The sequence below is a fragment of the Sorangium sp. So ce204 genome (assembly GCF_051526795.1).
GTDB lineage: Bacteria > Myxococcota_A > Polyangia > Polyangiales > Polyangiaceae > Sorangium > Sorangium cellulosum_B.
The window spans coordinates 10,968,439-10,992,946 of the sequence record NZ_CP150317.1 but is presented as its reverse complement, the minus strand read 5'-3'; the positions used below and the strand labels follow the sequence as shown (position 1 = coordinate 10,992,946).

Here is a 24,508-nt window from a genome sequence, read left to right as displayed (position 1 = left end):
GGTTTGTGAGCCGGGTTACTCGATGTCGGTCGAGTGGGTCTCTTCGGCCGGCGAGGTCGGCTGGGATGGCGTGGCCGTGGGCTTGCCCGGGTTGGGCGGCGCGGCGGTGGGCTTGCGCTGGCGCGGTTTGCGGCTCGCGAGGCCGAGGCGGATGAGGTAACCGCGCTTCTTGATGACGGCGCGGGCCGTGGTCGACCACTCGTCGAACCAGGAGCGCAGCTTCACGAGCGCTTCGCGCCGGCGCGCGGTCTCCGGGAGCTCGGCCTGCTCGGGCAGAGGGGATGTCGGGCCGAGCGCGACGTCGACGAGCCGCTGGAGGCGCTTGCGCTCGGCCTTGTCGAGGCTGCGCGTCGCGAGGAAAGCGACTGCCTTCTTGTCGCTCTGCTTCGTTCCGGTGCGGCCCGGGTCGGTGCCATTCTCGAGGGCATCGAGCCTCGCGAGGAAGGTGGCCACTCCCTGGACGGCGGCGGTGCCGGTCGAGGGCGCGAGGTCCTTGAAGACATAAGCGTTCACATCGGGGAAACGCCGGCGGAGCGCGGCGCCATGACGGGTGAAGTTGGGCTCGTCCCACTGATCGAGCTCGCCCGTCGCGGCGCGCTGCGCCCTGGCATCGTCGGTATCGGGCGGCGCGCCGATCTTGCGGGGAGCGGCGAGGACATCGAGGAGCAGCGTGCGGCCCTCCACGATATCGTCATCGATCATCCCCGCTCCGGCCATCGACGTGCGAATCGCGGCGACAGCGCCGAGCCCCGTCAAGAACTTGGTGACGCGCTCCGGCGTCATCTCGAGGACTTCGTCTGAATAATCCATGCTGAGTTCCTCCCTGCCGACCGGGGGATCCGGACGGCGGCAATGAGAACAGAAGCTACAGTGGGTGTTTCGACGATTGGAAGAGGATTGTTGCGCGCGCGCGGCTGAGCGACCGTCGATTTTTTGCTCTACCGGCTCGGCATGGTCAGCGCTCCATGGATCTGACGGCACCATCAATGAGAGCACCCGATTCGATAACACGCGATGACACGCGATGACACGCGATAACACGCGATAACACGCGATGACACGCGGCGGACCGAGCCGGAGAAAGCCATTCCTGCAGCCATGGCCCCCGAGCGTGCAGCCACGGCTCCCGCCTGCGCGGCCATGCACTCGGGGAGCGCAGCCGCACCCGCAGGCGCCCATGATTTTCTCGAGACCGATCACTTTTCTGAGAAATCGGTCGCGCAGGGTCGATGATACCCGTGGAAGGTAGGGAGAGCGACGACCCCCTTCCGATGTCACGCCCGGGATCCGTCGCCACCACCATCTCATGCCTGCGCTCATGACCGCACTTGCTGGAGAGGAACCTGGCCGTGACCGCCCGCAGCTCGATCGAATGCTCGCTCGCGACCGTGCCCCTGGACGAGGTCCTTCGCGCCCGCGAGCGCGCCGCCGGGCCGTCGGGTCGCGTCGCGCCCCCTCCGGCCCCGCTGATCACCGCGCCGCTTCCCGTGTCGTTTCGCCCGGATTCGCCTCTTCCCTGGCAGCCGTCCCAGGCGCCGCCCGCTTCCGTGGCGACGGCGCCGGTGCCCGTGGCGACGGCGCCGTCGCCGTTCGCGCCGGTCGCACCGGCGGCCGTCACGCGGCCTGTCGTGACGCGACCCATCGTGATCGAAGTGCCCTGTCCTCCGGTCCGCCGGGCTCCACGCTCCGATCCGACGGAGGAGCGCGCGTGCTCCGCGCGGGCGCTCGCTCCGCGTCCGCCTGCGCCGGTGGCGAGCTGGCTCGCCGTCGCCGCGACCGCGGCCTTCTTTGGTATGGTCGGCGCGCTCTTGATGCGGGGGTGGCTTGGATGAGTCAGGGCGAGCGCAGCACGCGAGACGACGACGCCGGGACGTCCTCGCCGCCGGCGACCTATCTTCCGGGGAGCACCGTCGCGGGCCACAGGCTCGTGCGGACGATCGGCGCGGGCGGCGTCGGCGTCGTCTACGAGGCGGTCCACGAGTTCACGCAGCGGCGGGTCGCGCTCAAGCTGCTGCTCCCGCATTTCGCGAGCTCCGAGCAGGTGCGCGAGCGCGCCCACAAGGAGGCCATCGCGCTCTGCCGGCTGCGGCACAAGAACATCGTCGCGGTGCACAGCGCCGACACGCTGCCCGACGGCACGGTCTGGATCGCCATGGAGCTCCTGGAGGGCCAGTCGCTCCGCCGGATCTGCCAGGTGGAGTCGCCGCTTCCGATCGCGCGGGCGCTCCACATCGGGATCGAGATCGCCGACGGCCTCGCGGCGGCGCACGACCTCGGGATCGTGCACAGGGACGTGAAGCCGGAGAACGTGTTCGTCGACCGGCACGGCGAGGTCAAGCTGCTCGACCTGAACATCGCGAAGATCCGGGTCGACGGTCTGCCGAGCACCCGGCCGGGCCAGCGGTTCGGCACGACGGCGTACACCGCGCCGGAGGAGTTCGCGGGGGATCCGTGCATGCCGGCGAGCGACGTCTACGCGCTGTCGCTGGTGATCTACGAGCTCCTGGCCGGCCGTTACGTGTTCGCCACGGGCCGGGGCCTCTCGGGGATGCCCAGCGAGGCGCAGCTCGTGGCGGCGCACATGCTGCGGATGCCGGTGCCGGTGCACGAGGCGCTGCCGTCGATCCCGGACTACGTCTGGCCGGTGCTCCAGACCGGCCTGGCGAAGCGGCCGGCAGAGCGCTTCAGGCACGCCGGCGCGGCGGCGAGCGCGCTGCGCGAGCTCCGGGAGCGCTACCTGTCGGACGTGCGCGCCGGCCGGTTCGCCGCAGCGCCGGACCGAGGGGCGCCGGGGGCCCGGCGGGAGCACCACGGTCCGCGATCGCCCGAGCGGCTGATCACGGCGCCGCAGCCCGACGAGAGCCGGGTGATCGTCCCCGGGCCGGCGGCCTCGGCCGAGCTCGGCGGGAGCGATGCGCGCGAGGACGCGGACACGGCGCCGGCGGCGCGCGAGGAGGACGCGGCGCACGCCGCGCGCGAGGAGGGCACGGCGCGGCCGGCGCGGCCTTCGGCTCCTCCGTCGCATCCGCCGCCGAGCGCGCCGCCGGGGGCCGACCCGGGCTGGCCGCTGCTCGTGACCCCCGGGCCGGTCACGGTGCGATCGTCCCCGGGAGCCGAGGGAGCGAGCCTCGTGGGACCTGGCCTGCCGGCGACGGACCGCGTCGCCGACCGGCGCTGGCGAGCGCAGCTCCTGCGCCGCTGCGCCGTCGCGGCGGTGCTGGCGATCGCCGTCTCGGGCGCCGCGACGGCGCTGTACATCCATGCGCGCCGCGAGCGCGCTGCGATGGCCGCCTCCGAGAGCGGGGCCGTGCCGGCCGCGTCTGCGGGCGGGGTCGTCGCGAGCGCGCCGGCGGCGCCGGCGCGCTCCAACGCCATGCACGCCACGCGCGCCGCCCACGAGAGCGGGGCGCCGCCGGACGCGCGCGTGCCGGAGAGCGCAGCCGAACCCCTCGGCGTCGAGGCGTCCGAGGCCGCGCTGTCACCTCCCGCCGAATCCACGGGAACAGCCGAATCCACGGGGACAGCGGCCCGGCCGAGCGCGCCTGCGGAGGCGAGCACGCCGGCGCAGGCGAAGGCGCCACCGCCGCCGAGCGCGCCGGCGACACGGGCGCGTCCGGTCGCGGGGGCGGCGCGCGCGCCCGCACGGCGCCCGTGGGACTGGCTGGTCACGTCGAAGGGGCGCGGCGGGCGCGGCGGGCAGAAGGACATCTCCCCGGACGAGGAGGACATCTACCCGATGCCCTCGAGCGGGCGCGCCCCGGCGCCGGCCGGGCCGGCACCGCCCCGGGACAGACGACACGAGGAGCTGCCGTTCGGGAACAAGCCCAGTTTCTGAGGGTGAGCGCAGAGCAACGAGCAAGGAGCGAAGACATGTCGAACGACACACCCAGCACGAATGATCCTTTCCTCGACGAGGTCGTTGAGCGGGGGCTCGCGCCGTACCGCGGGAAGGTGTCGCCCGAGCAGCTCGAGACCATGCGCGAGATGCTCGTGGAGGCGCTCATCGAGGACGAGGTCGGGCGGGACTTGCTGGACCGGGCGCGGCCTCGCGCCACGCCGATCGGGAGCGGCGTGGAGACCCAGGAGGGCGCCCGGGAGCCCCGGCGCAAGGCGGGGAGCGACGAGGATGGCTGACCCCGAGGGGCGGCTCACGCCGGCGCAACAGGCGCTCGTGGCCTCGGCGCTGCACGAGGTGAGCCTCGCGGCGCGCAAGCTGGCCCCGAAGCTCCGCAAGCACCTGTCGTCCGACGAGCTGATGTCGCTCGGCCGGGCGGGGCTCGTCGAGGCGGCGCTCGCCTACGATCCGGCGCAGGAGGACAGCTTCCCGCGCTTCGCGCGGCACCGGATCCGGGGCGCGATGCTCGACGGCTATCTGGGGGAGGCCGAGGAGCAGGATCGGGTGATCGCGCTCTGCCTGAAGGGCGGATACGACTACCTCGGGCGGAGGCGGCGGCAGGGCGACGTGATGACCGACATGGACGGCAAGGCGGAGGAGCGGCTCCTCGACCACGTGGACGCCCTCGCGGCGTGCCTGTTCGCGACGGCCGCCGGGATGGCGAAGCCTCCGACCGGAGAAGAGGCGCTGTCGCGGCGCGAACAACACGCCCGGGCCCACGCGCTGCTCCGGAGCGCGCTGGCGAAGCTGACGCCGCGCGAGGCCGAGGTGCTGTCGATGCACTACCTGGAGGGGCGGCCACTCCTGGAGATCGGCGGCGCGCTCCGGCTCCGGCACCCGGGCGCGTACCGGGTCCACGACCGGGCGATCGCGCGGCTCGGCAATCTCCTGCGCGCGGCCGGGATGACCGAGCCGCCGCCCCGCGAGGACGAGCAGTGAGCGGGCGGCGGGCGGGCGGGTCGATCGGCGACGGGTCGATCGGGGATGGGAAAGATGAGAAATCGCGCGCGCAGGGACGATGGATCACGGTGAGGGGCCGGCGGCGCGGACAGGAGGCGAGGCGGTGAAGGACGAGGACCGGGACGAGCGCGTGGAGCGCGATGCGGAGGGAGGCGCGGGGAGCGAGCCGGACGCCGGCGCGCCGGCCAGCCCGGCGCCGACGCCGAACCAGCTTGTGTCGCACCCGGCGTTCCGGACGGGGGTGATCTACATCGAGCCGGAGCTGCGCGCCGAGGTGGAGGCGTACTGGAAGGCGTACGCGGCGTGGGAGAGGACGAAGGAAGGGCCGCCGCCACGAGAGCCGCGCGTGGACGTACGGGTGGACCACGAGGAGAAGCCGAGCACGGCGGCGCGGCTGCGCGAGGCGATGGCGCCGCGCAAGGGCGCGGCGGAGCGGGGCGGAGGGAAGAGCGGCGCGGAGAAGAGCGGCGCGGAGAAGAGCGGCGCGGAGAAGAGCGGCGCGGAGAAGAGCGGCGGGGGGAGCCCGTGGGCGGCGGATGCGGCGGCAGCGGCGGCGGTGATCGACAAGAGCGCGCTGCCGTCGGCGCACCGGCCGAGGAGCGAGGCGGCGGAGAAGACCGACGAGGCGGCGGCGAGGCCGGCGGTGGCGCGGCGCGCCGGGACGGTGGCGGCGGTGCTGGCGCTGGCGGCAGGCATCGGGGCCGTGGCGATGTGCGGGGCGAAGGAGAAGGCGCCGGTGGAGAGCGCGGTCGCGCGCGGCACGACGAGCGACGCGGCGACGAGCGGCGCAGCCGCGACAGCGAGCAGCGAGCGAGCGACGAGCGCTCCGGCGGCCGTCGCGGCGAGCGAGGCGGCGGCCCACGCGGAGCGCGCGCCCGCGGGCACTGCACCCGAGGCGCCCGCCGAACGCGCGGCGCCCGTCGTGACCGCGGATCGGAACGAAGCTTCGGGCGCAGCGCGCCGGAGGCCGGCGCCGGAGGCACAGCCACCGAAGCGGCAGGCTTCACCCGCGACGGCGCCCGACGCGACAGCCCAGGCGCCGGTCGCACCCAAGGCGCCCGCTGCCTCGACGGCCGAGGTGCCGCTGCCGGCGCCTGCGGGGAGTACCAACGCGTCCCGCGATCCCTCGGCGATTCGCGCCTTTCACACGGAGCCGAAGTTCTGATCATGCACAGGCACATTCGTCACATCGCTTCCATCGCCGGCTTTCTCGCGCTGCTCTCGTGGACCGCGCCAGGCAGGACACAGCCGGGCACGGCGCCGCACGAGGTGGAAACCGTCGCGATGACGCAGCAAGCTCGAAAGCTCTTCAGGGAAGGCGTCGACGCCTTCGCGCAAGCCCGCTGGGCCGAGGCGCGGGCGGCGTTCCTCGCGGCGCTGGCGCTGAACCCGCACTACACGAACCGCGGCAACCTGGGCGCTGCCGAACTCAAGCTGGGCCGCTACCGCGACGCGGCGGAGCACCTGGCGAGGTACGTGCGGGAGATGGCGGAGGACACGACGAGCACGGCGGAGGAGCGCGCCCGAGGGGAAGCGGCGTACGCGGAGGCGCGGGCGAAGGTGAGCACGCTCGTGGTGCGCAGCAACGTGGACGGCGCGCGTGTGTTCGTGGACGGCACGTTGCAGGGAGTGACGCCGCTGCCGGATCCGCTGTTCGTCGAGCCGGGGGCGCACACGATCTCGGTGGAGCACGAGGACTACGAGACGAAGAAGACGACGGTGCAGGTCGGGGCCGGCGGGCAGATTGAGAACGGAGCGGAGCTTCGGCGGAAGCCGACGGGCGCACCGCCGGAGAAGCCGCTCGACTCGACGATGGCGCCGCCGGCCCGCGGCGCGGAGGAGCACGCTCGCGGTCCGAGGACGGCGCTGCTGATCGGCGGCGCGGCAACAGCGGGGGCGGTGGCGGTCGCGGGGGTGGTGTTCACCGTGCTGGCGAACGCGAACGCCAGCGACGCGGAAGAGCAGCGAAGCCTGCTGCGCGAAGGGGGCGGCTTGGATGCGTGCAAGGCTCCGAGGGCACCTGCGCGATGCACGGAGCTGACGGACGCCGTCGCCGCTCGCTACGACTTCAGCAATGCGGCGTTCTGGAGCTTCGTCGGTGCGGGGACGGTCGCGATCGGAACAGTCGTCTATGGCGTCGTCTCCCGCCCCCCGGTGAACGAGCGGCGCGTGCATGTAGTGCCTCTCGTCGGGTCGAACGGCCTCGGGATTGGAGTACACGGTGGCTTCTGAGCAGGGCGTAGGGGATCGAGGAGAGAGAAACATGCGTCGAACTGCTCGGTGTGGCTCGGTGATCCTTCTCGGGGTGATGATCGCGGGCAGCCAGCCGCTGGGATGCTTCCCGTATGTGATGCCGGACGACTGCGCGCTCACGCTCGTGTGCGACGTAAGCAGCGGTGAGGGCGGTGGCGGCGGCAGCAACGCCGCGTGCGAGGCGGACCCGACGGGGAATGCGAGCACGGTGACGGACCAGTGCGCGGTGTTCGTGAACGCGAGCGCCGAGGCAGGTGGGGATGGAACGAAGGCGAAGCCGTACGCGTCGCTCGCGGAGGCGATCGCCAACGCGAACGGCAAGCGGGTGCTGGCGTGCACGAGCGGGGCGTTCGCGGAGAGCGTGACGATCGAGGTCGGCGTCGAGCTGATCGGGGGCTTCGACTGCGGGGCGGCGTGGACGTGGAGTGCCGAGGCGCGAAGCGCGATCGAGGGGCCCGCGGATCGGATCGCGCTGACGCTGACGGACGGCGCGAGCGGAGCGAAGGTGCGGGGCTTCGCGGTGCGCGCGGCGAACGCGACGCTGCCGGGCGGGTCGTCCATCGGCGTGGCGGTCGCGGACATCGAGGCGGTGCTCGCGCAGGTGGATGTGACGGCGGGCGATGGGATGGACGGCGAGAACGGGGCGACGCCGACCGAGGCGCCCGTGACGGGCGCGAGCGCTCCCGCGATGAGCGCGTCGAACGCGTGCAAGGCGCCGAACGAGGTTATCGGAGGGACCGCGGGAGCGACGACGTGCGAGGACGGCGAGACGCGCGGAGGAGACGGCGGGACCGGGGGCATCACGGGGACGGAGGAGGGTAACGGGCTGCGCGGCGAGGACGGCGCGCCGATGCCGGAGGAGAACCCCGAGGAGTACGGGCTCGGCGGCATGGGACAGACGGATCCAGATGGCGCCTGCAAGCCCGGCACCATCGGCAAAAATGGAGCTCGCGGCACAGCAGGCGCCGCCGGCAGCGACACGATGCTGACGCTGGCCGGGATCGCGGGGGGCGACGGCGGCAACGGCATATCGGGAAAGAAAGGTCAAGGGGGAGGTGGCGGCGGTGGCGCGAAGGCGGGGCTGTTCTGTGGGCCCGCTGCGGCCCCGGTGGTGGGCCCCGGCGCGAGCGGCGGCGGAGGCGGCGCCGGAGGGTGCGGAGGTAAAGGAGGAGGCGGCGGCAAGGCCGGCGGGTCGAGCATCGGCATCCTCAGCCTCGGAACCAAGCTCGTGCTGAAGGACGTGACCGTCGCGGTGGGCAAGGCGGGCAAGGGCGGCGATGGTGCCGGTGGAAGACGCGGCGCCGCTGGGGGCAGCGGCGCTACGGGCGGCGCTGCATCTGACCTGGTCGGCTCGAAGGTCGGTTGCGACGGCGGGAAAGGCGGAACAGGTGGAGACGGCGGCCCCGGCGCCGGCGGTCGAGGAGGCCACGCCGTAGGCATCGCCTATGCGGCGGGCCCGAGCGAAGCCCCCGCGGTGCAGTTCATGCCCGGCACGGCGGGCGACGGCGGCGCCGCCGCTCCCGGCGGCCCGCCGGAGAGCGCCGGCGCGCCGGGAAGTAGTGGGCTGTGCTGGAATGTCGCGGCGCAGTCGCCGTGTGAGGGGTCGACGCCATGAAGACCATGAAGAACATGGACGCCATCCGCGCCCAGCTGCGAGCGGATCCGGTCGCTTCGCTCGATCCGTGGATGGATCCGGTGTGGTGCGCGACGACGCCGCCGGCGGAGAAGCAGCGGGCGGCGGAGAAGCGTGCCCGACGGGTCATGGAGATCTATGGGGTCGAGGATCCCCGGATGGAGGCGCTGCTCGTGCGGCTCGCGAGCCAGGTGGAGCAGTGGGGGGCCGAGGAGCGAGGCGCCACGCAGGAGGCGGACGACGAGGCGTGGGTGAGCGCGGCACCGGACGAGGGCGAGATCGAGCAGCGCAGGTCGCGCCTGGCGCTGGTCGGCACAGTGCTCTTCGTGCTGGCGGTCGTGTGCGGCGTGGCGCTGGCAGCGCTGCGGCTGCGCTGAGGTAGCGACGTAGAAGGCCGCGCGTGGCGGGGCCTTCTCAGATCTAGAGGAACGCGCGCCGCCGTCTGCGGCGCGCCATGGCTCGGCTCGTCCCGAAGACGAGCGCGCGAGGAGGACGAAGGTGTATCCACAGCTCGCCATCGAGGCGGCGGCGCAGTCGGACGTGGGCCGCCGCAGAAGCCACAACGAGGACAGCTTCGCGGCGCTGCCGTGCGTGGGGCTGTTCATGGTGGCCGACGGCCTCGGCGGCAACGCGGGCGGCGAGGTGGCGTCGCGGATGGCGATCGAGGTGGTCAAGGGCTGCTTCGAGGAGGGCGAGGATCTGGAGGAGACGTGGCCGTACGGCACGGCGACGCCACACGACCGGGACGAGGTGCGGCTGGTGCTCAGCGTGCGGAGGGCGAACCGGGCGATCTACGAGGCGAGCCAGCGGCAAGAGGAAGTGCGCGGCATGGCGACGACCTTCGCAGGAGTGCTGCTCGGGGCGGGAATGGCGTACATCGCGCACGTGGGCGACTCGCGCGTCTACCGGATGCGCGGGGGCCGACTGGAGCGGCTGACGCGGGATCACACGCTGCTGGAAGAGCTGCTCGGCGACAGCGACGGAGCGCGGGAGGCTGTCCAGGCGCTGAGCAACCGGGCGAGGACGATCACCCGCGCGCTGGGGGCCGACGAGAACGTCGACATCGAGTCGCGCGTGGAGGCGACGGCGCCGGGCGACATCTTCCTCGTCTGCTCGGATGGGCTGTGGGGCCCGGTGCCCGAGAGGCGCATCGCCGGGATCCTCGAGGCGCATCGCGACCTGGGCTTTGCGGCGGAGCTGCTCATCGACCTCGCGAACGAGCACGGCGGACCGGACAACGTGACGTGCGTCCTGGCACGCCTGGGAGGCGAGGCGGCGGCCCATGCGGAGCGCGCGCCCGCGGGCACTGCACCCGAGGCGCCCGCCGAACGCGCGGCGCCCGTCGTGACCGCGGATCGGAACGAAGCTTCGGGCGCAGCGCGCCGGAGGCCGGCGCCGGAGGCGCAGCCACCGAAGCGGCAGGCTTCACCCGCGACGGCGCCCGACGCGACAGCCCAGGCGCCGGTCGCGTCCGCTGTGTCGGCGCCAGCGCCGCTCGCGAGTCCTGCGGCTGGAGCAGCCGAACCCCTCTCGACATCCAAGCCCTCTGCCATGCAACCCAAGCGCAAGTTCTAGCCATGACCCTGCACCGTTCCACAGCCATCGCCAGCCTCCTCGTTGCTCTCGCATGGATCCCTTCGGGGCTTGCAGGCCCGCCCGAGCGGCCCCGTGCAGATGTCACGGAGGCCATGATCGAAGAAGCTCGAAAGCTCTACGATGACGGCGTCCGGGCGGTCTCTGAGTCGCGCTGGGAAGCCGCGCACGCCCTGTTCCTGGCGGCGCGCGCGCTGCACCCGCACTACACGATCGTCGGCAACCTGGGCGACTGCGAGCTCAAGCTGGGCCGGTACCGCGAGGCCGCCGAGAACCTGGCGCTCTACGTGCGCGAGCTGAAGAAAGACACGACGAGCACGGCGGAGGAGCGCGCCCGAGCAGAAGCAGCGTACGCGAAGGCACGGGCGAAGGTGGGGACGCTGGTGGTGCGCACGGACGTGGACGGGGCGCGCGTGTTCGTGGACGGGACGTTTCGGGGAGTGACGCCGCTGCCGGATCCGCTGTTCGTGGAGCCGGGGGCGCACACGATCTCGGTGGAGCACGAGGATTACGAGACGAAGAAGACGACGGTGCAGCTCGGGGCCGGTGGCGCGATCGAGCACAGCATGCCGATGGAGCGGAAGCCGGCGGGCACACCGCCGGCGAAGCCGCTCGACACGACGATGGCGCCGCCGGCCGGCGGCGCGGAGGAGCACGCAGGCGGGCCGAGGCGCGCGGTGATCACTGGCGGTGCGGTTGCGGCTGGCGTTGCAGCCGGCGTCGGAACCGTGTTGGCGGTGGTGGCCGCGAGCAAGTGGTCCGCCGCCAGTGACCAGCGAGACCGGTTGACGAGCACAGGAGGCATTTACGCGTGCGCCGCGGGGCAGCGCACCGCGAATTGCCGCGATGCGGTGGAGCGGTATGACGACGCATCCGCGCTGTGGAATGCGGCGATCTGGACGTGGATCGGCGCGGGGACGGTGGGCTTGGGAACGGCGGCCTATGCCTGGCTGGCGACGGAGCCTGCCCAGCGGACGGGGCACGTGACGGTGAGCCCGATGTTCGCGGCACACGGAGGCGGCTTCGTGGTGACGAGCGCGTGGTAGCGCCGCGAAAGAGGCAGTGGATGGAGCGCATGGACGCGAGAGAGTGCGGGGCTGGGACGATGGCGCGAACAGGACAGGCTCATGTGACGCCGGTGGCGACATTCGCGAAGTCTCGTCAAGGCGTTCGATCTTCTTCGAGGATGGCTGCGATGCGACGCGCGCGGTGGATGAGTAGGGCGATCATGATGCTCGGGACGGTGATCGGCGCGAGCGGAGCGGGATGCTTCGTCCAGCCACCGGAGTGCTTGTTGGGCATATGTCTCGATACTGTGCCGACCGGTTCCGGCGGTGGCGGCGGCAGCAACTCCATGTGCAAAGCGAACCCGACGGAGGATGCGAGCACGGTGACGGACGAGTGCGCGGTGTTCGCGAACGCGAGCGCGATGCCAGGCGGCGACGGCACGAAGGCGATGCCGTACGCGTCGCTCGGGGAAGCGATCGCCAACGCGAACGGCAAGCGGGTGCTCGCGTGCGCGAGCGGAGCGTTCGCGGAGAGCGTGACGATCGAGGCCGACGTCGAGGTGATCGGGGGCTTCGATTGCGGGGCGGAGTGGTCGTGGAGCGCCGAGGCGCGAAGCGCGATCGAGGCGCCCGCAGATCGGATCGCGCTGACGCTGACGGAGGGCGCGAGCGGAGCGAAGGTGCGGAGCTTCGCGGTGCGCGCGGCGAGCGCGACGGTGGCGGGCGGGTCGTCGATCGGCGTGGCGGTGGCGGATGTCGACGCAGAGCTCGCGCAGGTGCACGTGACCGCGGGCGACGGGATGGACGGCGCGAAGGGCGAGACGCCCGCGGACGCGCCGCAGGCAGGCGCGAGCGCGCCGATGATGAGCGCGACGAACGCGTGCGACCTCCCCGCTGCCGTGCGAGGCGGCGAGGCCGGCGTGACGACGTGCGAGGACGGCGAGACGAGCGGCGGCGCCGGTGGTCTCGGCGGGATCTCCGACACCGACGGCGGCAACGGGCTGAAGGGTAGTGACGGCGCGCCGTTGCCGGAGGACAACCCCGACGAGTACGGACTCGGCGGAGCCGGGCAGACTGGTGGCAACTGCCGACGCGGCGAAGATGGCGCGCCCGGAGCAGCCGGCGTCGCCGGCCTCGCCGGCACCGACACGCAGCTGACACTGACCGGCATCGCTGGCGGCGACGGCGGCACGGGCACAAGCGGGAAGAAAGGTCAAGGGGGAGGTGGCGGCGGTGGCGCGAAGGCGGGGCTGTTCTGCGGGACCGCTGCGGCCCCGGTGGACGGCCCCGGCGCGAGCGGCGGCGGAGGCGGCGCCGGAGGGTGCGGAGGTAAAGGAGGAGGCGGCGGCAAGGCCGGCGGGTCGAGCATCGGCATTCTCAGCCTCGGCACGAACCTCTTCCTGACCGAGGTGACCGTTGCCGTCGGCAAGGCGGGCAAGGGCGGCGATGGCGCCCGCGGAAATGGCGGTGGACTTGGAGGCAGCGGCAGTGCCGGCGGTACACCGTCGCCGCAAGGCGGTTCGACCGGCTGCGACGGCGGAAAGGGCGGCCAAGGCGGCACGGGCGGCCCCGGCGCCGGCGGTCGAGGAGGCCACGCCGTAGGCATCGCCTATGCGGCGGGCCCGAGCGAAGCCCCCGCGGTGCAGTTCATGCCCGGCACGGCCGGCGACGGCGGCGCCGCCGCTCCCGGCGGTCCGCCGGAGAGCGCCGGCGCGCCGGGAAGTAGTGGGCTCTGCTGGAATGTCGCGGCGCAGTCGCCGTGTGAGGGGTCGACGCCATGAAGACCATGAAGAACATGGACGCCATCCGCGCCCAGCTGCGAGCGGATCCGGTCGCTTCGCTCGATCCGTGGATGGATCCTGTGTGGTGCGCGACGACGCCGCCGGCGGAGAAGCAGCGGGCGGCGGAGAAGCGTGCCCGACGGGTCATGGAGATCTATGGGGTCGAGGATCCCCGGATGGAGGCGCTGCTCGTGCGGCTTGCGAGCCAGGTGGAGCAGTGGGGGGCCGAGGAGCGAGCCACCACGCAGGAGGCGGACGACGAGGCGTGGGTGAGCGCGGCACCGGACGAGGGCGAGATCGAGCAGCGCAGGTCGCGCCTGGCGCTGGTCGGCACAGTGCTCTTCGTGCTGGCGGTCGTGTGCGGCGTGGCGCTGGCAGCGCTGCGGCTGCGCTGAGGTAGCGACGTAGAAGGCCGCGCGTGGCGGGGCCTTCTCAGATCTAGAGGAACGCGCGCCGCCGTCTGCGGCGCGCCATGGCTCGGCTCGTCCCGAAGACGAGCGCGCGAGGAGGACGAAGGTGTATCCACAGCTCGCCATCGAGGCGGCGGCGCAGTCGGACGTGGGCCGCCGCAGAAGCCACAACGAGGACAGCTTCGCGGCGCTGCCGTGCGTGGGGCTGTTCATGGTGGCCGACGGCCTCGGCGGCAACGCGGCAGGAGAGGTGGCGTCGCGGATGGCCGTCGAGGTCGTCAAGAGCTGCTTCGAAGTGGACGAAGATCTCGAGGAGACTTGGCCCTACGGCACGGGCAGCGCGCACGACCGGGACGAGGTGCGGCTGGTGATGAGCGTGCGGCGCGCCAACCGGGCGATCTACGACGCGAGCCAGCGGCAAGCGCTGCAGCGCGGCATGGCGTCGACGTTTGCGGGCGTGCTGCTCGGGGCGGGAATGGCGTACATCGCGCACGTGGGCGACACGCGGGTCTACCGGATGCGGGACGGCAAGCTGGAGCGGCTGACGCGAGACCACACGGTGCTGGAAGAGCTGCTGAGCGAGGGGGAAGGCGCGCTGGCCGCGCTGGAAGCGCTCAATGGCCGTGCGGACGCTGTCACACGCGCGCTCGGGTGCGACAAGAGCGTGGAGATCGAGTCACGGGTGGAGGCGACGAAGCCGGGCGATCTGTTTCTCGTGTGCTCGGATGGGCTGTGGGGCCCTGTGCCCGAGGCGCGGATCGAGGGCGTGCTCGGCAGGCACCGGGACCTGAGCCTCGCCGCGAGCCTGCTGGTCGACATCGCGAACGAGCATGGCGGACCGGACAACGTGACGTGCGTGCTGGCGCGCCTCGGAGGCGGGTGACGTGATGGGCGATGGCGCACAGATGAGGGTGGACGACGAGACAGAGGCGGAGCTGAAGGGTGGCGTCATGAGGAGATCCAGTATCCTGGTGTTGTGCTCGGCGCTCGCGGCGCCGCTCGTGTGGAGCCCAAACGCGGTGGCAGCGGACACGCCCGCCGACGTCTCCGCGAGGCAACGTGCCCTCTTCCAAAAGGGCATCCGCCTGTACGACCAGAGCAGGTGGGCCGAGGCGCGCGCCGCCTTCCTCGAGGCATGGGCGCTGGAGAAGAGCTATGCCGTGGCCGCCAACCTCGGGGACGTCGAGCTGATCGTCGGCGACCCACGCAGCGCGGCAGAGCACCTTTCGTATGCGCTGCGGGAGCTCCCCGCCGGTGGCAAGCCGGCCCAGCGAAAGCTGCTGACGGAGCGCCTAAAGGAGGCGCAGCGGTTCGTGGGCGCGCTGCGGATCCAGGTGACGTACCGCGCCACCGTCGGCCAAAGCCCCGAAGCTGGACCGGACGAGGTACTTCCTCGGCGAGGCGACGAAGCAGCTCGGCGTGCACCCGCCCGGGTCACGCCGCCGGAGGCCGAGGTGCTCGTCGGCGGCAAGCCGCTGCCGGTGGAAGGGGCGGCGGACGAGATCTACCTGGAGCCGGGGACGCACCGGGTGACGGCGCGGCGCGACGGGTACGCCGAGGCGGAGAAGGTCGTGACGGTGGCGGCGGGGACGCGCCGGGAGGTGACGCTGGCGCTGGTGGAACGGCCGACGACGAGCGCGGCGGGGACGGCGAAGCTGCCGGAGACGGCCGTGGTGTGGCCGGCCCGCAGCGCGGAGGAATACGCCGGCAGGCCGAGGAGGGCGGTGCTGATCGGCGGCGCGGTGACAATGGGGGCGGCGGTGGTCGCGGGCGTGGGGTTCACGGGGCTGTCGAACAGCAAGGCTGCGGACGCGGACGCGCTAGCCGCGGAACTCGCCCGCGACGGCGGCAGTTCGGCGTGCTGGTCACGCACAACGCCGACGTGCGCCGCGCTGCACGACCTGAACACGGAGAGCGATACGTTCCACGACTTGGCCGTTGCGGGCTTCGTCGGCGCAGGCGTCGTTGGCGCTGCGACGCTGGTCTATTGGCTGTGGCCGCGAGCGAGAACGGAAACGCGCGTGGCGCCGGTCATCGGGGCGAGTGTCGGCGGTGTGGTGATGAGTGGTCGGTTTTGAACATGCGGCACGAGATGGCGGTCGGAGGGAGAACGATGAAACGAGGGCGAACGCTCGCAACGTGGACGCTGGGCCTGATGGCCGCTGCGTGCGCGTTGCTGCAAGCAAGCTGCGCGACGCGCAGCGACGACTGCGCGCTGAATCTGACGTGCCCGCCGGAGGGTACCGGAGGCGACGGAGGCGGCAGTGATGCGGCGTGCAAGGCGGATCCAACGGAAGACGCGAGCACGTTGACGGACGAGTGCGCGGTGTTCGCGAGCGCAAACGCGGCACCTGGCGGGGACGGGACAAAGGAGAAGCCGTACGCTTCGCTCGCGGAGGCGATAGCGAACGCCCACGGCAAGCGGGTGCTGGCGTGCGCGAGCGGGGCGTTCGCGGAGAGCGTGACGATCGATGCCGCGGTGGAGGTGATCGGCGGCTTCGACTGTGACGCGGGGTGGACGTGGAGCGAAGAGGCGCGGAGCGCGATCGAGGGGCCGGCGGATCAGATCGCGCTCACGCTGGGGGAGGGAGCGAGCAGGGCAAAGGTGCGGAGCTTCGCGGTGCGCGCTGCGAGCGCGACGAAGGCGGGCGGGTCGTCGATCGGGGTGGCGGTCGCCGACATCGAGGCGGAGCTGGCGCAGGTGGACGTGACCGCGGGCGACGGGATGGCTGGCGTGGACGGCAAGCCGCCGAGCGAGCTCCCGCACACAGGAGCGAGCGGGTCGACGAATACCGCCCTGAGGGCGTGCTACTTGACCGTCAAGGGCCTAACCGACGACGGCGGCGTTCCCGGCGTCACCACATGCGAAGACGGCGAGACCCGCGGCGGCCAAGGCGGCCCCCGCGGCATCCCCGACATGGACGACGGCAATGGCCAGCCCGGCCAGGCCGGCACCCCCCTGCCCGACCCAATCCTTCCCAACAGCCCCGGCCTCGGCGGCATGGGCCAGACGGAGACGGGCGAATGCGAACAGGGCCAACCCGGCCGCGACGGCGCTCCCGGCACCCACGGCCTCGGCGGCAGCGACACCGTCCTGGCCCTCACCGGCATCACCGGCGGCGACGGCGCCCCCGACAGCACCGGCAAGAAAGGCCAAGGAGGAGGAGGCGGCGGCGGAGCGAAGGCGGGGCAACACTGCAACAGCCAGAGCGGCCCCGTGGAGGGTGCTGGCGCCAGCGGCGGCGGAGGCGGAGCCGGGGGCTGCGGAGGGCAGGGAGGCGGTGGCGGGAAGGCCGGCGGATCGAGCATCGGCATCCTCAGCCTCGGAACGAAGCTGGTGCTGACCGAGGTGGCCGTCGCCGTGGGCAAGGCGGGCCACGGAGGGAAGGGCGGATTCGGAGAACGTGGCGCCAGCGGGGGCAGTGGCGGGACGGGAGGTGCCGCTTCGTCACTTGGTGGTGGCGCCGCCTGCGATGGTGGTCGTGGCGGCACCGGCGGCAACGGCGGCGGGGGCGGCGGCGGTCGAGGCGGGCACGCCGTAGGCATCGCCTATGCAGCGGCTCCGGGCGACGCTCCCGCGGTACAGTTCACCCCGGGCACGGCCGGCGACGGCGGCATCACCGCGTTTACCGTGCCGGAGAGCGCCGGGGCGCCGGGGAGCGCCGGGAGCTGCTGGAATTTCGGGTCAGGTCGATCGTGTGAGAATTGAAGAGCCCTGAAGGCAATGAGCTTCTCCCGAGAAATCAAGGGCAACATCGCATCAGGAGGCTGGACGTAGAGAGCCCCCAGGCAGTACCGTCCGGCGTGCTGCGGCAACGCGGGTCGGTGGGCTGCTCGGGGCTAACAACACTGCTGGAAAAGCGTGGGTGTCGGGCGGGTGGGCCGATGGTCTGCTGAAATCCTCCACTGCTTCGTCAGGCCTATAGTCGGGATATCTATCCAAAGGCCATTGGCAGCAGCCCGGGAGAAGCGGACCCCTTTGGGGCCAGGCGCCTGACAGGGACGAGCGCGCGCCGGCGTGACTCACGCGCGCTGAGCAGGAGCCAGCGCCTCGTGCGCTGAGGTGGTCGTGAGAAGGATCGAGCGCGCCGCGATACGCGGCGCGCCATGGCTCGGCTCGTCCTGAGGACGAGCACGCGAGGAGGACGATCGTGTACCCACAGCTCGCCATCGAGGCGGCGGCGCACTCGGACGTGGGCCGGCGGCGCAGCCACAACGAGGACAGCTTCGCGGCGCTGCCGTGCGTGGGGCTCTTCATGGTGGCCGACGGCCTGGGAGGGCACGCGGGCGGCGAGGTGGCGTCGCGTATGGCGATCGAGGTGGTCAAGAGCTGCTTCGAGGAAGAGGGAGATCTGGAGGAGACCTGGCCCTACGGCGCGGCGACGCCGCACGACCGGGACGAGGTACGGCTGGTGATGAGCGTGCGGAGGGCGAACCGGGCGATCTACGAGGCGAGCCAGCGGCAAGAGGAAGCGCGCGGCATGGCGACGACCTTCGCCGGCGTGCTGCTCGGGGCGGGCATGGCGTACATCGCGCACGTGGGCGACTCGCGCGTCTACCGGATGCGCGGCGGCAAGCTGGAGCGGCTGACGCGGGATCACACGCTGCTGGAAGAGCTGCTCGGTGACGGCGACGGAGCGCGGGAGGCAGTCGAGGCGCTGAGCAACCGGGCGAGGACGATCACCCGCGCGCTGGGGGCCGACGAGAACGTCGACATCGAGTCGCGCGTGGAGGCGACGGAGCCGGGAGACATCTTCCTCGTCTGCTCGAACGGGCTGTGGGGCCCTGTGCCCGAGCGGCGCATCGCCGGGATCCTCGGGGCGCATCGCGACCTGGGCTTCGCGGCGGAGCTCTTGATCGACCTCGCGAACGAGCACGGCGGGCCGGACAACGTGACGTGCGTGCTGGCACGTCTGGGAGGCGGGTGACGTGCGTGCTGCGGCAGGCGCGACGAAGGGCGGACTCGAGGGGATGCCTCGTGTCGGGCAGCACGAGGCCTGGCTCCGCCGTACAGCGGACAAGATGGCTCACGGTTGAGGAGGGAACATGGAGGACATGGTGGGTGCAATGTGGCTCGTTTCGCCGCTCGGGCTCGCGATGATCGCGTGCGTGGCGATCGGCTTCGCGGTCACCGCGCGTGAAGCGCTGGGACGAGAGCGCGGGCTTCGTGAGGCGCGCGAGCACGCGCACGATGAAGAGGAGGCTGCCCTCACCGATGCGAAGGCGCAGGCAGCGGGGGAGCGAGATCGATACCGGCGGCTCCTGGACTGTCACGTCGACGCGGCGCTCGCCGAGCTGAGAGACGCCCGAGGGCGCCCCGTCCCCTGGCCGGGAAGGGTCCTCGAGTCGTTCTGTGCGACGACGCCTTCGTGGAGGAGAAAGCTGGGCGAGAGCACGGGGCTATCACCGAGGGAGGTGGAACGGTTGCTGAGGAGCGACCTGCCCATGACGCCTGGCCTCGCGCGGCAGCTGGAGACCTTCACCGGCACGCCGGCGCGGTACTGGGAGCGCCTGTGGCGGCTGCACGACGACCGCCGGACGGACGCGGAGGATACCGTGGTGATTCAGGTCGGCGAGCCCGTCACCAAGCGTGAGAGCTCGGCGTCGCCGGCTCCGCCGCCGATACCTCCCCGCGCGCTCGACATTCCACCTCCCGTGGTGCCGTCTCCCGAGCTCGCGGCCAGGAGCCCGCAGGCGAAGCTCCCGCCGCCTCCCCTGCCGCAGCTCCGGCCGCCGCGCCCTGCCCGCGCCGTCGCGGGGGAAGAGCTCGCCCGTCGCGCTGCCCCCCTGACGAGCTTCCCGCTACAGCCCGACGAAGGGGGGACGAGCGCTGCCAGTGCGTCCGATTGGGAGGAAGCGGAGCGCTCTCCCCTGAACACGACACTCCCGGGAGTAGGGCACCATGGGTGAGAGCATCTGTTTTGCGCCTTGGGTGCGCCAGGCAAAGCCTGGGCGAGGAGGAAGCTCATGTAGAAAGCTGAAACCTTGCCGCCAAGCGATTCGAGATCCAGCGGCTCGTCGAGCGGTCGCTCGATTCGGCGAAGTGTGCGCTTCTTCAAGAGGGCTGGGCGCTCCGCGCCTCATCCACGCCACAGTCGGCGCCAGCGATAGGCCGGTCGGTCGCGCCTGACGGCCCTTCTTCCGGGCGAGAGATGCCGCGCTGAATGGCGTCGCCAATGCCTCGACGCCGGCGTCGCAATGCTGTCCGAGCGGCCAGCGTTGCTTGCGAATACGCCAGGATCCACGCTACAACTAGGCTTCTCCAGCACGCGCGCGCTCGCTCGCCGCGACGTGCGCGGCGGCGTGCCCGGTAACCCCGGAGGGAAGGTGATGGCCCAGCTCCTCACGGCTTCGAGCGTCCTTCTGTGCCCGCATGGCGGCACGGTGAGCATCGTTTCGTCCAACGTCCGCTCCCAGGCGGTGGGCGGCGCCCTCGCGCGCGCCTCCGACACCTTCCTCGTGAGCGGGTGCGCCCTGGCCGGCAGCTCCTCCCCGCCCTGCGTGACGGTGAAATGGATCGTGCCGAGCGCGCGCAGCAGGGCTGCCGGCGACAGCGCGCTCACCACGGACAGCGTCGGGCTGTGCATGTCGGCGGCGAACGCCCCTCTGGGGAGCGTCGTGGTGGCCGTCGCCCAGCCCAGGGTGAGCGGGCAATGACCGCGGCGGACGCGCAGGACGCGGACGACTGGCACGAGGCCAACCGGCGGTACCTCGTCGCGCGCCTCGCGGCGCTCGGGTGCCTGCTCTCGCCCGGATCCGGCGGCGAGGACGAGGCCCGGCGCGCCATCGCCGAGGCGGCCGCCGCCCTGCGCGCCCCCGCGGCGATCGACCGGGTGGCGGCCCTGTTCGATCTGTCGCCGTTCGAGCGCGATCTCCTGCTGCTCTGCGCGGGGGTCGAGCTCGACGCCTCGTTCGCCGCGCGCTGCGCGGCCGCGCAGGGCGATCCGCTGCGCGTCGCCCCCACCTTCAGCCTCGCGCTCGCGGCGCTGCCGGGCGCGCACTGGGGCGCCCTCGGGCCGGGCGCGCCCCTCAGGCGCATGCAGCTCATCGAGGTCGGCCAGGGGGAGACCTTGACGCTGAGCCCGCTGCGCATCTGCGAGCGCGTGCTGCACTTCATCGCGGGCGTCGAGCAACCCGACGAGCGGCTCGCCGGGCTCGTCGCGCCCGCGGCGCCGGTCGCGGCCCCGCTCGCCCCCTCGCAGGCGCGCCTCGCCGCGCGGATCGGCGAGGCCCTCCGCGCCGCGGCGGGCTCCGGCGGCGCGCGGCCGACCGTGGGCCTCACCGGCGCGGATCCGGCGTCGCGCCGCGCGGTCGCCGCGGCCGCGTGCGCCTCGGCCGGCCTCGGCCTGCTCGCGCTCTCGGCCGACGCGCTCGCCGCGCGGCAGGACGCCCAGCTCGTGGGCCGGCTGCTCGGCCGCGAGGCGGCGCTCTCGTCCTCCGCGCTGCTCGTCGAGGCCGACGATCTCGACGCGACCGACGCCGCGCGGGCCGGCCTCGTGGGCCGCCTGCTCGACGGCCTGCCCGGCCCCGTGCTCGTGAGCGCGCGCGAGCGCCTGCGGCTCGGCCGCAGGCCGGACGCGACGTTCGAGGTGTCGCGCCCCGCCGCCCAGGAGCAGGCCGCGCTCTGGCGGCAGGCGCTCCCGGCGGCGCAAGGCGGCCTGATCGACCGGCTCGTCGCGCAGTTCGACCTCGACGAGCCCGCCCTCCGGCGCGCCGCCGCGGCCGCGGCGAGCGCGGGCGACGGCGCCGATCTGGACGCCGCGCTGTGGGACGCCTGCCGCGCCGAGGCGCGGCCCGCGCTCGACGAGCTCACCCAGCGCATCGAGCCGGCCGCGACGTGGGACGACCTGGTGCTGCCCGAGGCCGCGCGCGCGTCGCTGCGCGAGATCGCGGCGTCGCACCGGCAGCGCGGCACGGTGCACGGCGCCTTCGGGTTCGCCGAGCGCGGCGCGCGCGGGCTCGGCGCCGGCGCGCTCTTCGCGGGGCCGAGCGGTACGGGCAAGACCATGGCGGCCGAGGTGCTCGCGGCCGAGCTGAGGCTCGATCTTCATCGCGTCGACCTGAGCCAGCTCGTCAGCAGGTACATCGGCGAGACGGAGAAGAACCTGCGGCGCGTCTTCGACGCGGCCGAGCGGGGCGCCGCGATCCTCCTCTTCGACGAGGCCGACGCGCTCTTCGGCCGGCGCGGCGAGGTGCGGGACACCGTGGACCGCTACGCGAACATGGAGGTCGCCTACCTGCTCCAGCGCATCGAGGCGTACCGGGGCCTTTCGATCCTCACGACGAACCTCGAGCGCAACCTGGACCCCGCGTTCCTGCGCCGGCTCCGGTTCGTGGTGCGCTTCCCGCTGCCGGGCCCGGCGGAGCGGGCCGCGCTCTGGCGGCGCGCGTTCCCGCCCCGGGCGCCGGTCGTGGGGCTCGACGTCGAGCGGCTCGCGCAGATGAGCCTGACCGGGGGCAGCGTCCGGAACGTCGCGCTCCGCGCCGCGTTCCTCGCCGCCGAGGCGGGGACGCCCATCCGGATGGATCACGTGCTCGCCGCGGCCCGGGCGGAGTACGAGAAGCTCGGGCGAGGCGAGGTGAGGGCGGAGGGCGGCTGAGCGCCCCGGCCCGCGCCGCGCGGCGCTCGCGTCGAGCACGCGCCGCGCGGGCGAGCCTCCACGGCGCCCGGGCGCGCGCCGCCGCGACGGGCGCGGCTCATCGCGGAGCCTCCACGGCGCCCGGGCGCGCGCCGCCGCGAGGGGCGCGGCTCACCGCGGCTCACGGCTCGCCGGCAAGACGAGCCGCCCCGCGTCGACCACCTTGCCCATCTTCTGGTACTCGCGCCGCGCCGCGTGCACGAGGTGCCGCATGCCGATCGGCGCGCCCTCCTCGGCCGCGAGGAACGACGCGGCGAGCGCGACGTTGCGGATGTAGCCGCCCGACAGATCGATCCGATCCGCGAGGAAGGCCAGATCGACGTCGGGGGCGAGCGGCGCCTCGGCCGGCCAGATCTTCTGCCAGATCTTGAGCCGCTCCGCGGGCCCGGGCGCGGGGAACTCGATGACGAAGCCGAGCCTGCGCACGAACGCCTCGTCCACGTTCTTCACGAGGTTCGTGGCGAGGAGGACCACGCCCTCGTAGGCGTCGACGCGCTGGAGCAGGTAGCTGGTCTCCTGGTTGGCGTAGCGATCGTGCGCGTCGCGCACCTCGGTGCGCTTTCCGAAGAGCGCGTCGGCCTCGTCGAAGAAGAGCGCGGCGTTCGCGGCCTCGGCGTCGGCGAAGAGCTCGGCGAGGTGCTTCTCGGTCTCGCCGATGTACTTGCTCACGACGCGGCTCAGATCGATGTGGAACAGCTCGACGCCGAGCTCGCCGGCGATGACGCCCGCGGCCATCGTCTTGCCCGTGCCCGGCGGCCCCGAGAAGAGCGCCGAGAGCGGCCGGCCGGGGCCGAGCTTGCGCTCGAAGCCCCACGCGCCGAGCACGCGGCTCCGGTGCTTGAGCTGCAGGCAGACCTCGCGCAGCGCGGCCTTGCGATCCGGCGGGAGGACGAGGTCGTCCCAGCCGAACTGCGGCGGGATGCGGCGCGCGAGGGCAGCGAGCTTGCGGCCGTGGCGCAGCCGGCACGCGGCGGTGACGTCGGCCATGGACACGGGCCCGTCCGCCGCGCCGCGGAGCCGGGCGAGGCTCTGCGCGGCGTCGGCCGCGTCGCGGATCTGGCCGCCGGTGAGCCGGAAGGCGCCGGTCAGGGCCTCGAGGTCGATGTCGGGCGCGCGGCGCTCGCCGAGCGCGCGCGACCAGAGCTCGGCCTGCTCCGCCGCGCCCGGGCGGGGCAGCTCGGCCCGGACGAACGCGCGGCCGCGGAGGGCGCCGGCGGGCTCGAACGGCGCGTCGCCGGAGAGGAAGACGGGGCCGTCGTGCGCGGCGATCGCCGCGAGCGTCGCGGCGCGCGCGGCGGGGCGGGCCTCGTCGAGGGCGGCGTCGGCCGCGACGAGGTGCAGCGCCGCGCCGGCGAGCCGCGCCTCGCGCGCGGCGAGGCGCGCGGCGCGCGCGAGATCCGGCTCGCCCGCGGCGAGCAGGCCCGCGCAGTCGACCGCCACGAGCCGCGCGCCGAGCAGCCGGCAGAGCGCCTCCGCCGTGGCGCGCTTGCCCGCGCCGTAGGGGCCCTGGAGGTACACGATGGGCCCGCCCGCGCCGCCCTGCGCCGTGACGAAGCGCGCGAGGCCCTCCTTGAGGGCGGCGGGCAGGAGCAGGTCGTCGAGCCGCGCGCGGGGCTCGTCGAGGCGGGCGTGCGGGGCGAGGCGCGCGTCGAGCTGGTCGTCGCCGTGGAGGTAGGCGGCGATGCGCTCGTCCACAACGACGGCGTGCGCGAGCAGCGAGGCGCGGGGGGCCGACGGATCGGCGCGCAGGTGCACGAGCTCGTGGCGGAGGAGCGGGGCGCGCGGCGAGAGGCGGGCGCGCGCGGCGAGGCGCGCCTCGAGCGCGGGCGCGAGGCACTCGACCGCGGCGCCGGCGGTCGCCTGGCCCCCGCCGTCGGGGTCGACGAGGGCGAGCAGGCGCGCGGCGTCGCGGTCGAGCTCGGCGAGCAGCGCGAGGAGCAGGAGGTCGATGTCGAGCCGGGAGAGCGCGAACCGCTCGGCGAGCTCGGCGAGGCGCAGCGGAACGCCGCGGCGCGCGCTCTCCTCGCAGCGGCGCGCGATGTCCGCGGCCATGGCGTCCGCGGCGGCCTCGGCCTCGGCAAGGGCGGGCGTGAGGTGGGGCGGGGCGGCGCCGCCGGGGCGCACGCCCCGGTCGAGCAGCGCGAAGAGCTCTTCCTCGGGGGAGAGGGCGGGCCCGCGCGCCCCGCCGCCCGGCGGGGCCGGCCTGGCGACCGCGATGCGCAGGAGCAGCGCGATGCGGTCGAGCTCGGCGCGCAGGTGCTCGAGCGAGCTCGCGAACGGCGCGGCGGGGCGCATCGGGGGGCGGTGCTCGACGGGGGAGAGGGGCATGGGTGCGAT

Annotated in this window: 22 protein-coding genes; 19 read left to right on the top strand and 3 right to left on the bottom strand. The window is 73.4% G+C overall.

The window, feature by feature from the left end:
• Nucleotides 1-15: 15 nt before the first annotated feature.
• A complete protein-coding gene (locus WMF22_RS41400; RefSeq protein WP_438033322.1) occupies nt 16-810 on the bottom strand; it encodes a hypothetical protein in 795 nt (264 codons plus the stop codon).
• Nucleotides 811-1,349: 539 nt separating this feature from the next.
• Here WMF22_RS41400 and WMF22_RS41395 point away from each other — a divergent pair.
• The 10 genes from WMF22_RS41395 (at nt 1,350) to WMF22_RS41350 (ending at nt 11,380) form a co-directional block, all read left to right on the top strand.
• Nucleotides 1,350-1,832: a hypothetical protein gene (locus WMF22_RS41395; protein ID WP_438033321.1), complete on the top strand. Its 483-nt coding sequence runs from the start codon at nt 1,350-1,352 to the stop codon at nt 1,830-1,832.
• A complete protein-coding gene (locus WMF22_RS41390; RefSeq protein ID WP_438037321.1) occupies nt 1,829-3,835 on the top strand; it encodes a serine/threonine-protein kinase in 2,007 nt (668 codons plus the stop codon). The genes WMF22_RS41395 and WMF22_RS41390 overlap by 4 nt, the downstream gene beginning before the upstream one ends.
• A 35-nt stretch (nt 3,836-3,870) precedes the next feature.
• Nucleotides 3,871-4,134 (top strand): hypothetical protein, encoded by a 264-nt coding sequence (locus WMF22_RS41385; RefSeq protein ID WP_437295424.1) that lies wholly within the window; start codon nt 3,871-3,873, stop codon nt 4,132-4,134.
• Nucleotides 4,127-4,834: a sigma-70 family RNA polymerase sigma factor gene (locus tag WMF22_RS41380; RefSeq protein WP_438033320.1), complete on the top strand. Its 708-nt coding sequence runs from the start codon at nt 4,127-4,129 to the stop codon at nt 4,832-4,834. The genes WMF22_RS41385 and WMF22_RS41380 overlap by 8 nt, the downstream gene beginning before the upstream one ends.
• Nucleotides 4,835-4,913: 79 nt before the next feature.
• Nucleotides 4,914-6,020: a hypothetical protein gene (locus WMF22_RS41375; protein ID WP_438033319.1), complete on the top strand. Its 1,107-nt coding sequence runs from the start codon at nt 4,914-4,916 to the stop codon at nt 6,018-6,020.
• Between the two features lie 2 nt (nt 6,021-6,022).
• Nucleotides 6,023-7,087: a PEGA domain-containing protein gene (locus WMF22_RS41370; protein WP_438033318.1), complete on the top strand. Its 1,065-nt coding sequence runs from the start codon at nt 6,023-6,025 to the stop codon at nt 7,085-7,087.
• 31 nt (nt 7,088-7,118) lie between these two features.
• Entirely contained in the window at nt 7,119-8,723 is a 1,605-nt protein-coding gene (locus WMF22_RS41365; protein ID WP_438033317.1) for a hypothetical protein, read from the top strand.
• Nucleotides 8,720-9,118, top strand: a complete 399-nt coding sequence (locus WMF22_RS41360) for a hypothetical protein (RefSeq protein WP_438033316.1) — start codon at nt 8,720-8,722, stop codon at nt 9,116-9,118. The genes WMF22_RS41365 and WMF22_RS41360 overlap by 4 nt, the downstream gene beginning before the upstream one ends.
• Before the next feature lie 121 nt (nt 9,119-9,239).
• Nucleotides 9,240-10,316, top strand: coding sequence for a protein phosphatase 2C domain-containing protein (locus tag WMF22_RS41355; RefSeq protein ID WP_438033315.1), 1,077 nt, complete (start codon nt 9,240-9,242; stop codon nt 10,314-10,316).
• 113 nt (nt 10,317-10,429) lie between these two features.
• Complete coding sequence (locus WMF22_RS41350; RefSeq protein WP_438033314.1) at nt 10,430-11,380, top strand: PEGA domain-containing protein; 951 nt, start codon at nt 10,430-10,432, stop codon at nt 11,378-11,380.
• A gap of 115 nt (nt 11,381-11,495) precedes the next feature.
• Here WMF22_RS41350 and WMF22_RS41345 read toward each other — a convergent pair whose 3' ends face one another.
• Nucleotides 11,496-11,636, bottom strand: a complete 141-nt coding sequence (locus tag WMF22_RS41345; RefSeq protein ID WP_438033313.1) for a hypothetical protein — start codon at nt 11,634-11,636, stop codon at nt 11,496-11,498.
• Between the two features lie 88 nt (nt 11,637-11,724).
• Between WMF22_RS41345 and WMF22_RS41340 the strand changes: the two genes are divergently transcribed.
• From WMF22_RS41340 to WMF22_RS41300, 9 genes are all read left to right on the top strand, one after another.
• On the top strand, nt 11,725-13,122 hold the full coding sequence (locus WMF22_RS41340) for a hypothetical protein (RefSeq protein ID WP_438033312.1): 1,398 nt from the start codon (nt 11,725-11,727) through the stop codon (nt 13,120-13,122).
• Nucleotides 13,119-13,517, top strand: coding sequence for a hypothetical protein (locus tag WMF22_RS41335; protein WP_438033311.1), 399 nt, complete (start codon nt 13,119-13,121; stop codon nt 13,515-13,517). Before WMF22_RS41340 ends, WMF22_RS41335 begins: the two co-directional genes overlap by 4 nt.
• Before the next feature lie 121 nt (nt 13,518-13,638).
• A complete protein-coding gene (locus WMF22_RS41330; protein WP_438033310.1) occupies nt 13,639-14,415 on the top strand; it encodes a PP2C family protein-serine/threonine phosphatase in 777 nt (258 codons plus the stop codon).
• A 22-nt stretch (nt 14,416-14,437) separates the two neighbouring features.
• Nucleotides 14,438-15,610 carry a PEGA domain-containing protein gene (locus WMF22_RS41325; RefSeq protein ID WP_438033309.1) on the top strand — a complete coding sequence of 391 codons (1,173 nt, stop codon included), beginning with the start codon at nt 14,438-14,440 and terminating at the stop codon, nt 15,608-15,610.
• 35 nt (nt 15,611-15,645) lie between these two features.
• Nucleotides 15,646-17,241 carry a hypothetical protein gene (locus WMF22_RS41320; protein ID WP_438033308.1) on the top strand — a complete coding sequence of 532 codons (1,596 nt, stop codon included), beginning with the start codon at nt 15,646-15,648 and terminating at the stop codon, nt 17,239-17,241.
• Between the two features lie 442 nt (nt 17,242-17,683).
• Nucleotides 17,684-18,460: a PP2C family protein-serine/threonine phosphatase gene (locus tag WMF22_RS41315; RefSeq protein ID WP_438033307.1), complete on the top strand. Its 777-nt coding sequence runs from the start codon at nt 17,684-17,686 to the stop codon at nt 18,458-18,460.
• 118 nt (nt 18,461-18,578) lie between these two features.
• On the top strand, nt 18,579-19,442 hold the full coding sequence (locus WMF22_RS41310; RefSeq protein ID WP_438033306.1) for a helix-turn-helix transcriptional regulator: 864 nt from the start codon (nt 18,579-18,581) through the stop codon (nt 19,440-19,442).
• A 474-nt stretch (nt 19,443-19,916) separates the two neighbouring features.
• On the top strand, nt 19,917-20,189 hold the full coding sequence (locus WMF22_RS41305; RefSeq protein WP_438033305.1) for a hypothetical protein: 273 nt from the start codon (nt 19,917-19,919) through the stop codon (nt 20,187-20,189).
• Nucleotides 20,186-22,132 carry an ATP-binding protein gene (locus tag WMF22_RS41300; RefSeq protein ID WP_438033304.1) on the top strand — a complete coding sequence of 649 codons (1,947 nt, stop codon included), beginning with the start codon at nt 20,186-20,188 and terminating at the stop codon, nt 22,130-22,132. The genes WMF22_RS41305 and WMF22_RS41300 overlap by 4 nt, the downstream gene beginning before the upstream one ends.
• Before the next feature lie 150 nt (nt 22,133-22,282).
• Here WMF22_RS41300 and WMF22_RS41295 read toward each other — a convergent pair whose 3' ends face one another.
• Nucleotides 22,283-24,499, bottom strand: coding sequence for an ATP-binding protein (locus WMF22_RS41295; RefSeq protein ID WP_438033303.1), 2,217 nt, complete (start codon nt 24,497-24,499; stop codon nt 22,283-22,285).
• Nucleotides 24,500-24,508 lie beyond the last annotated feature (9 nt).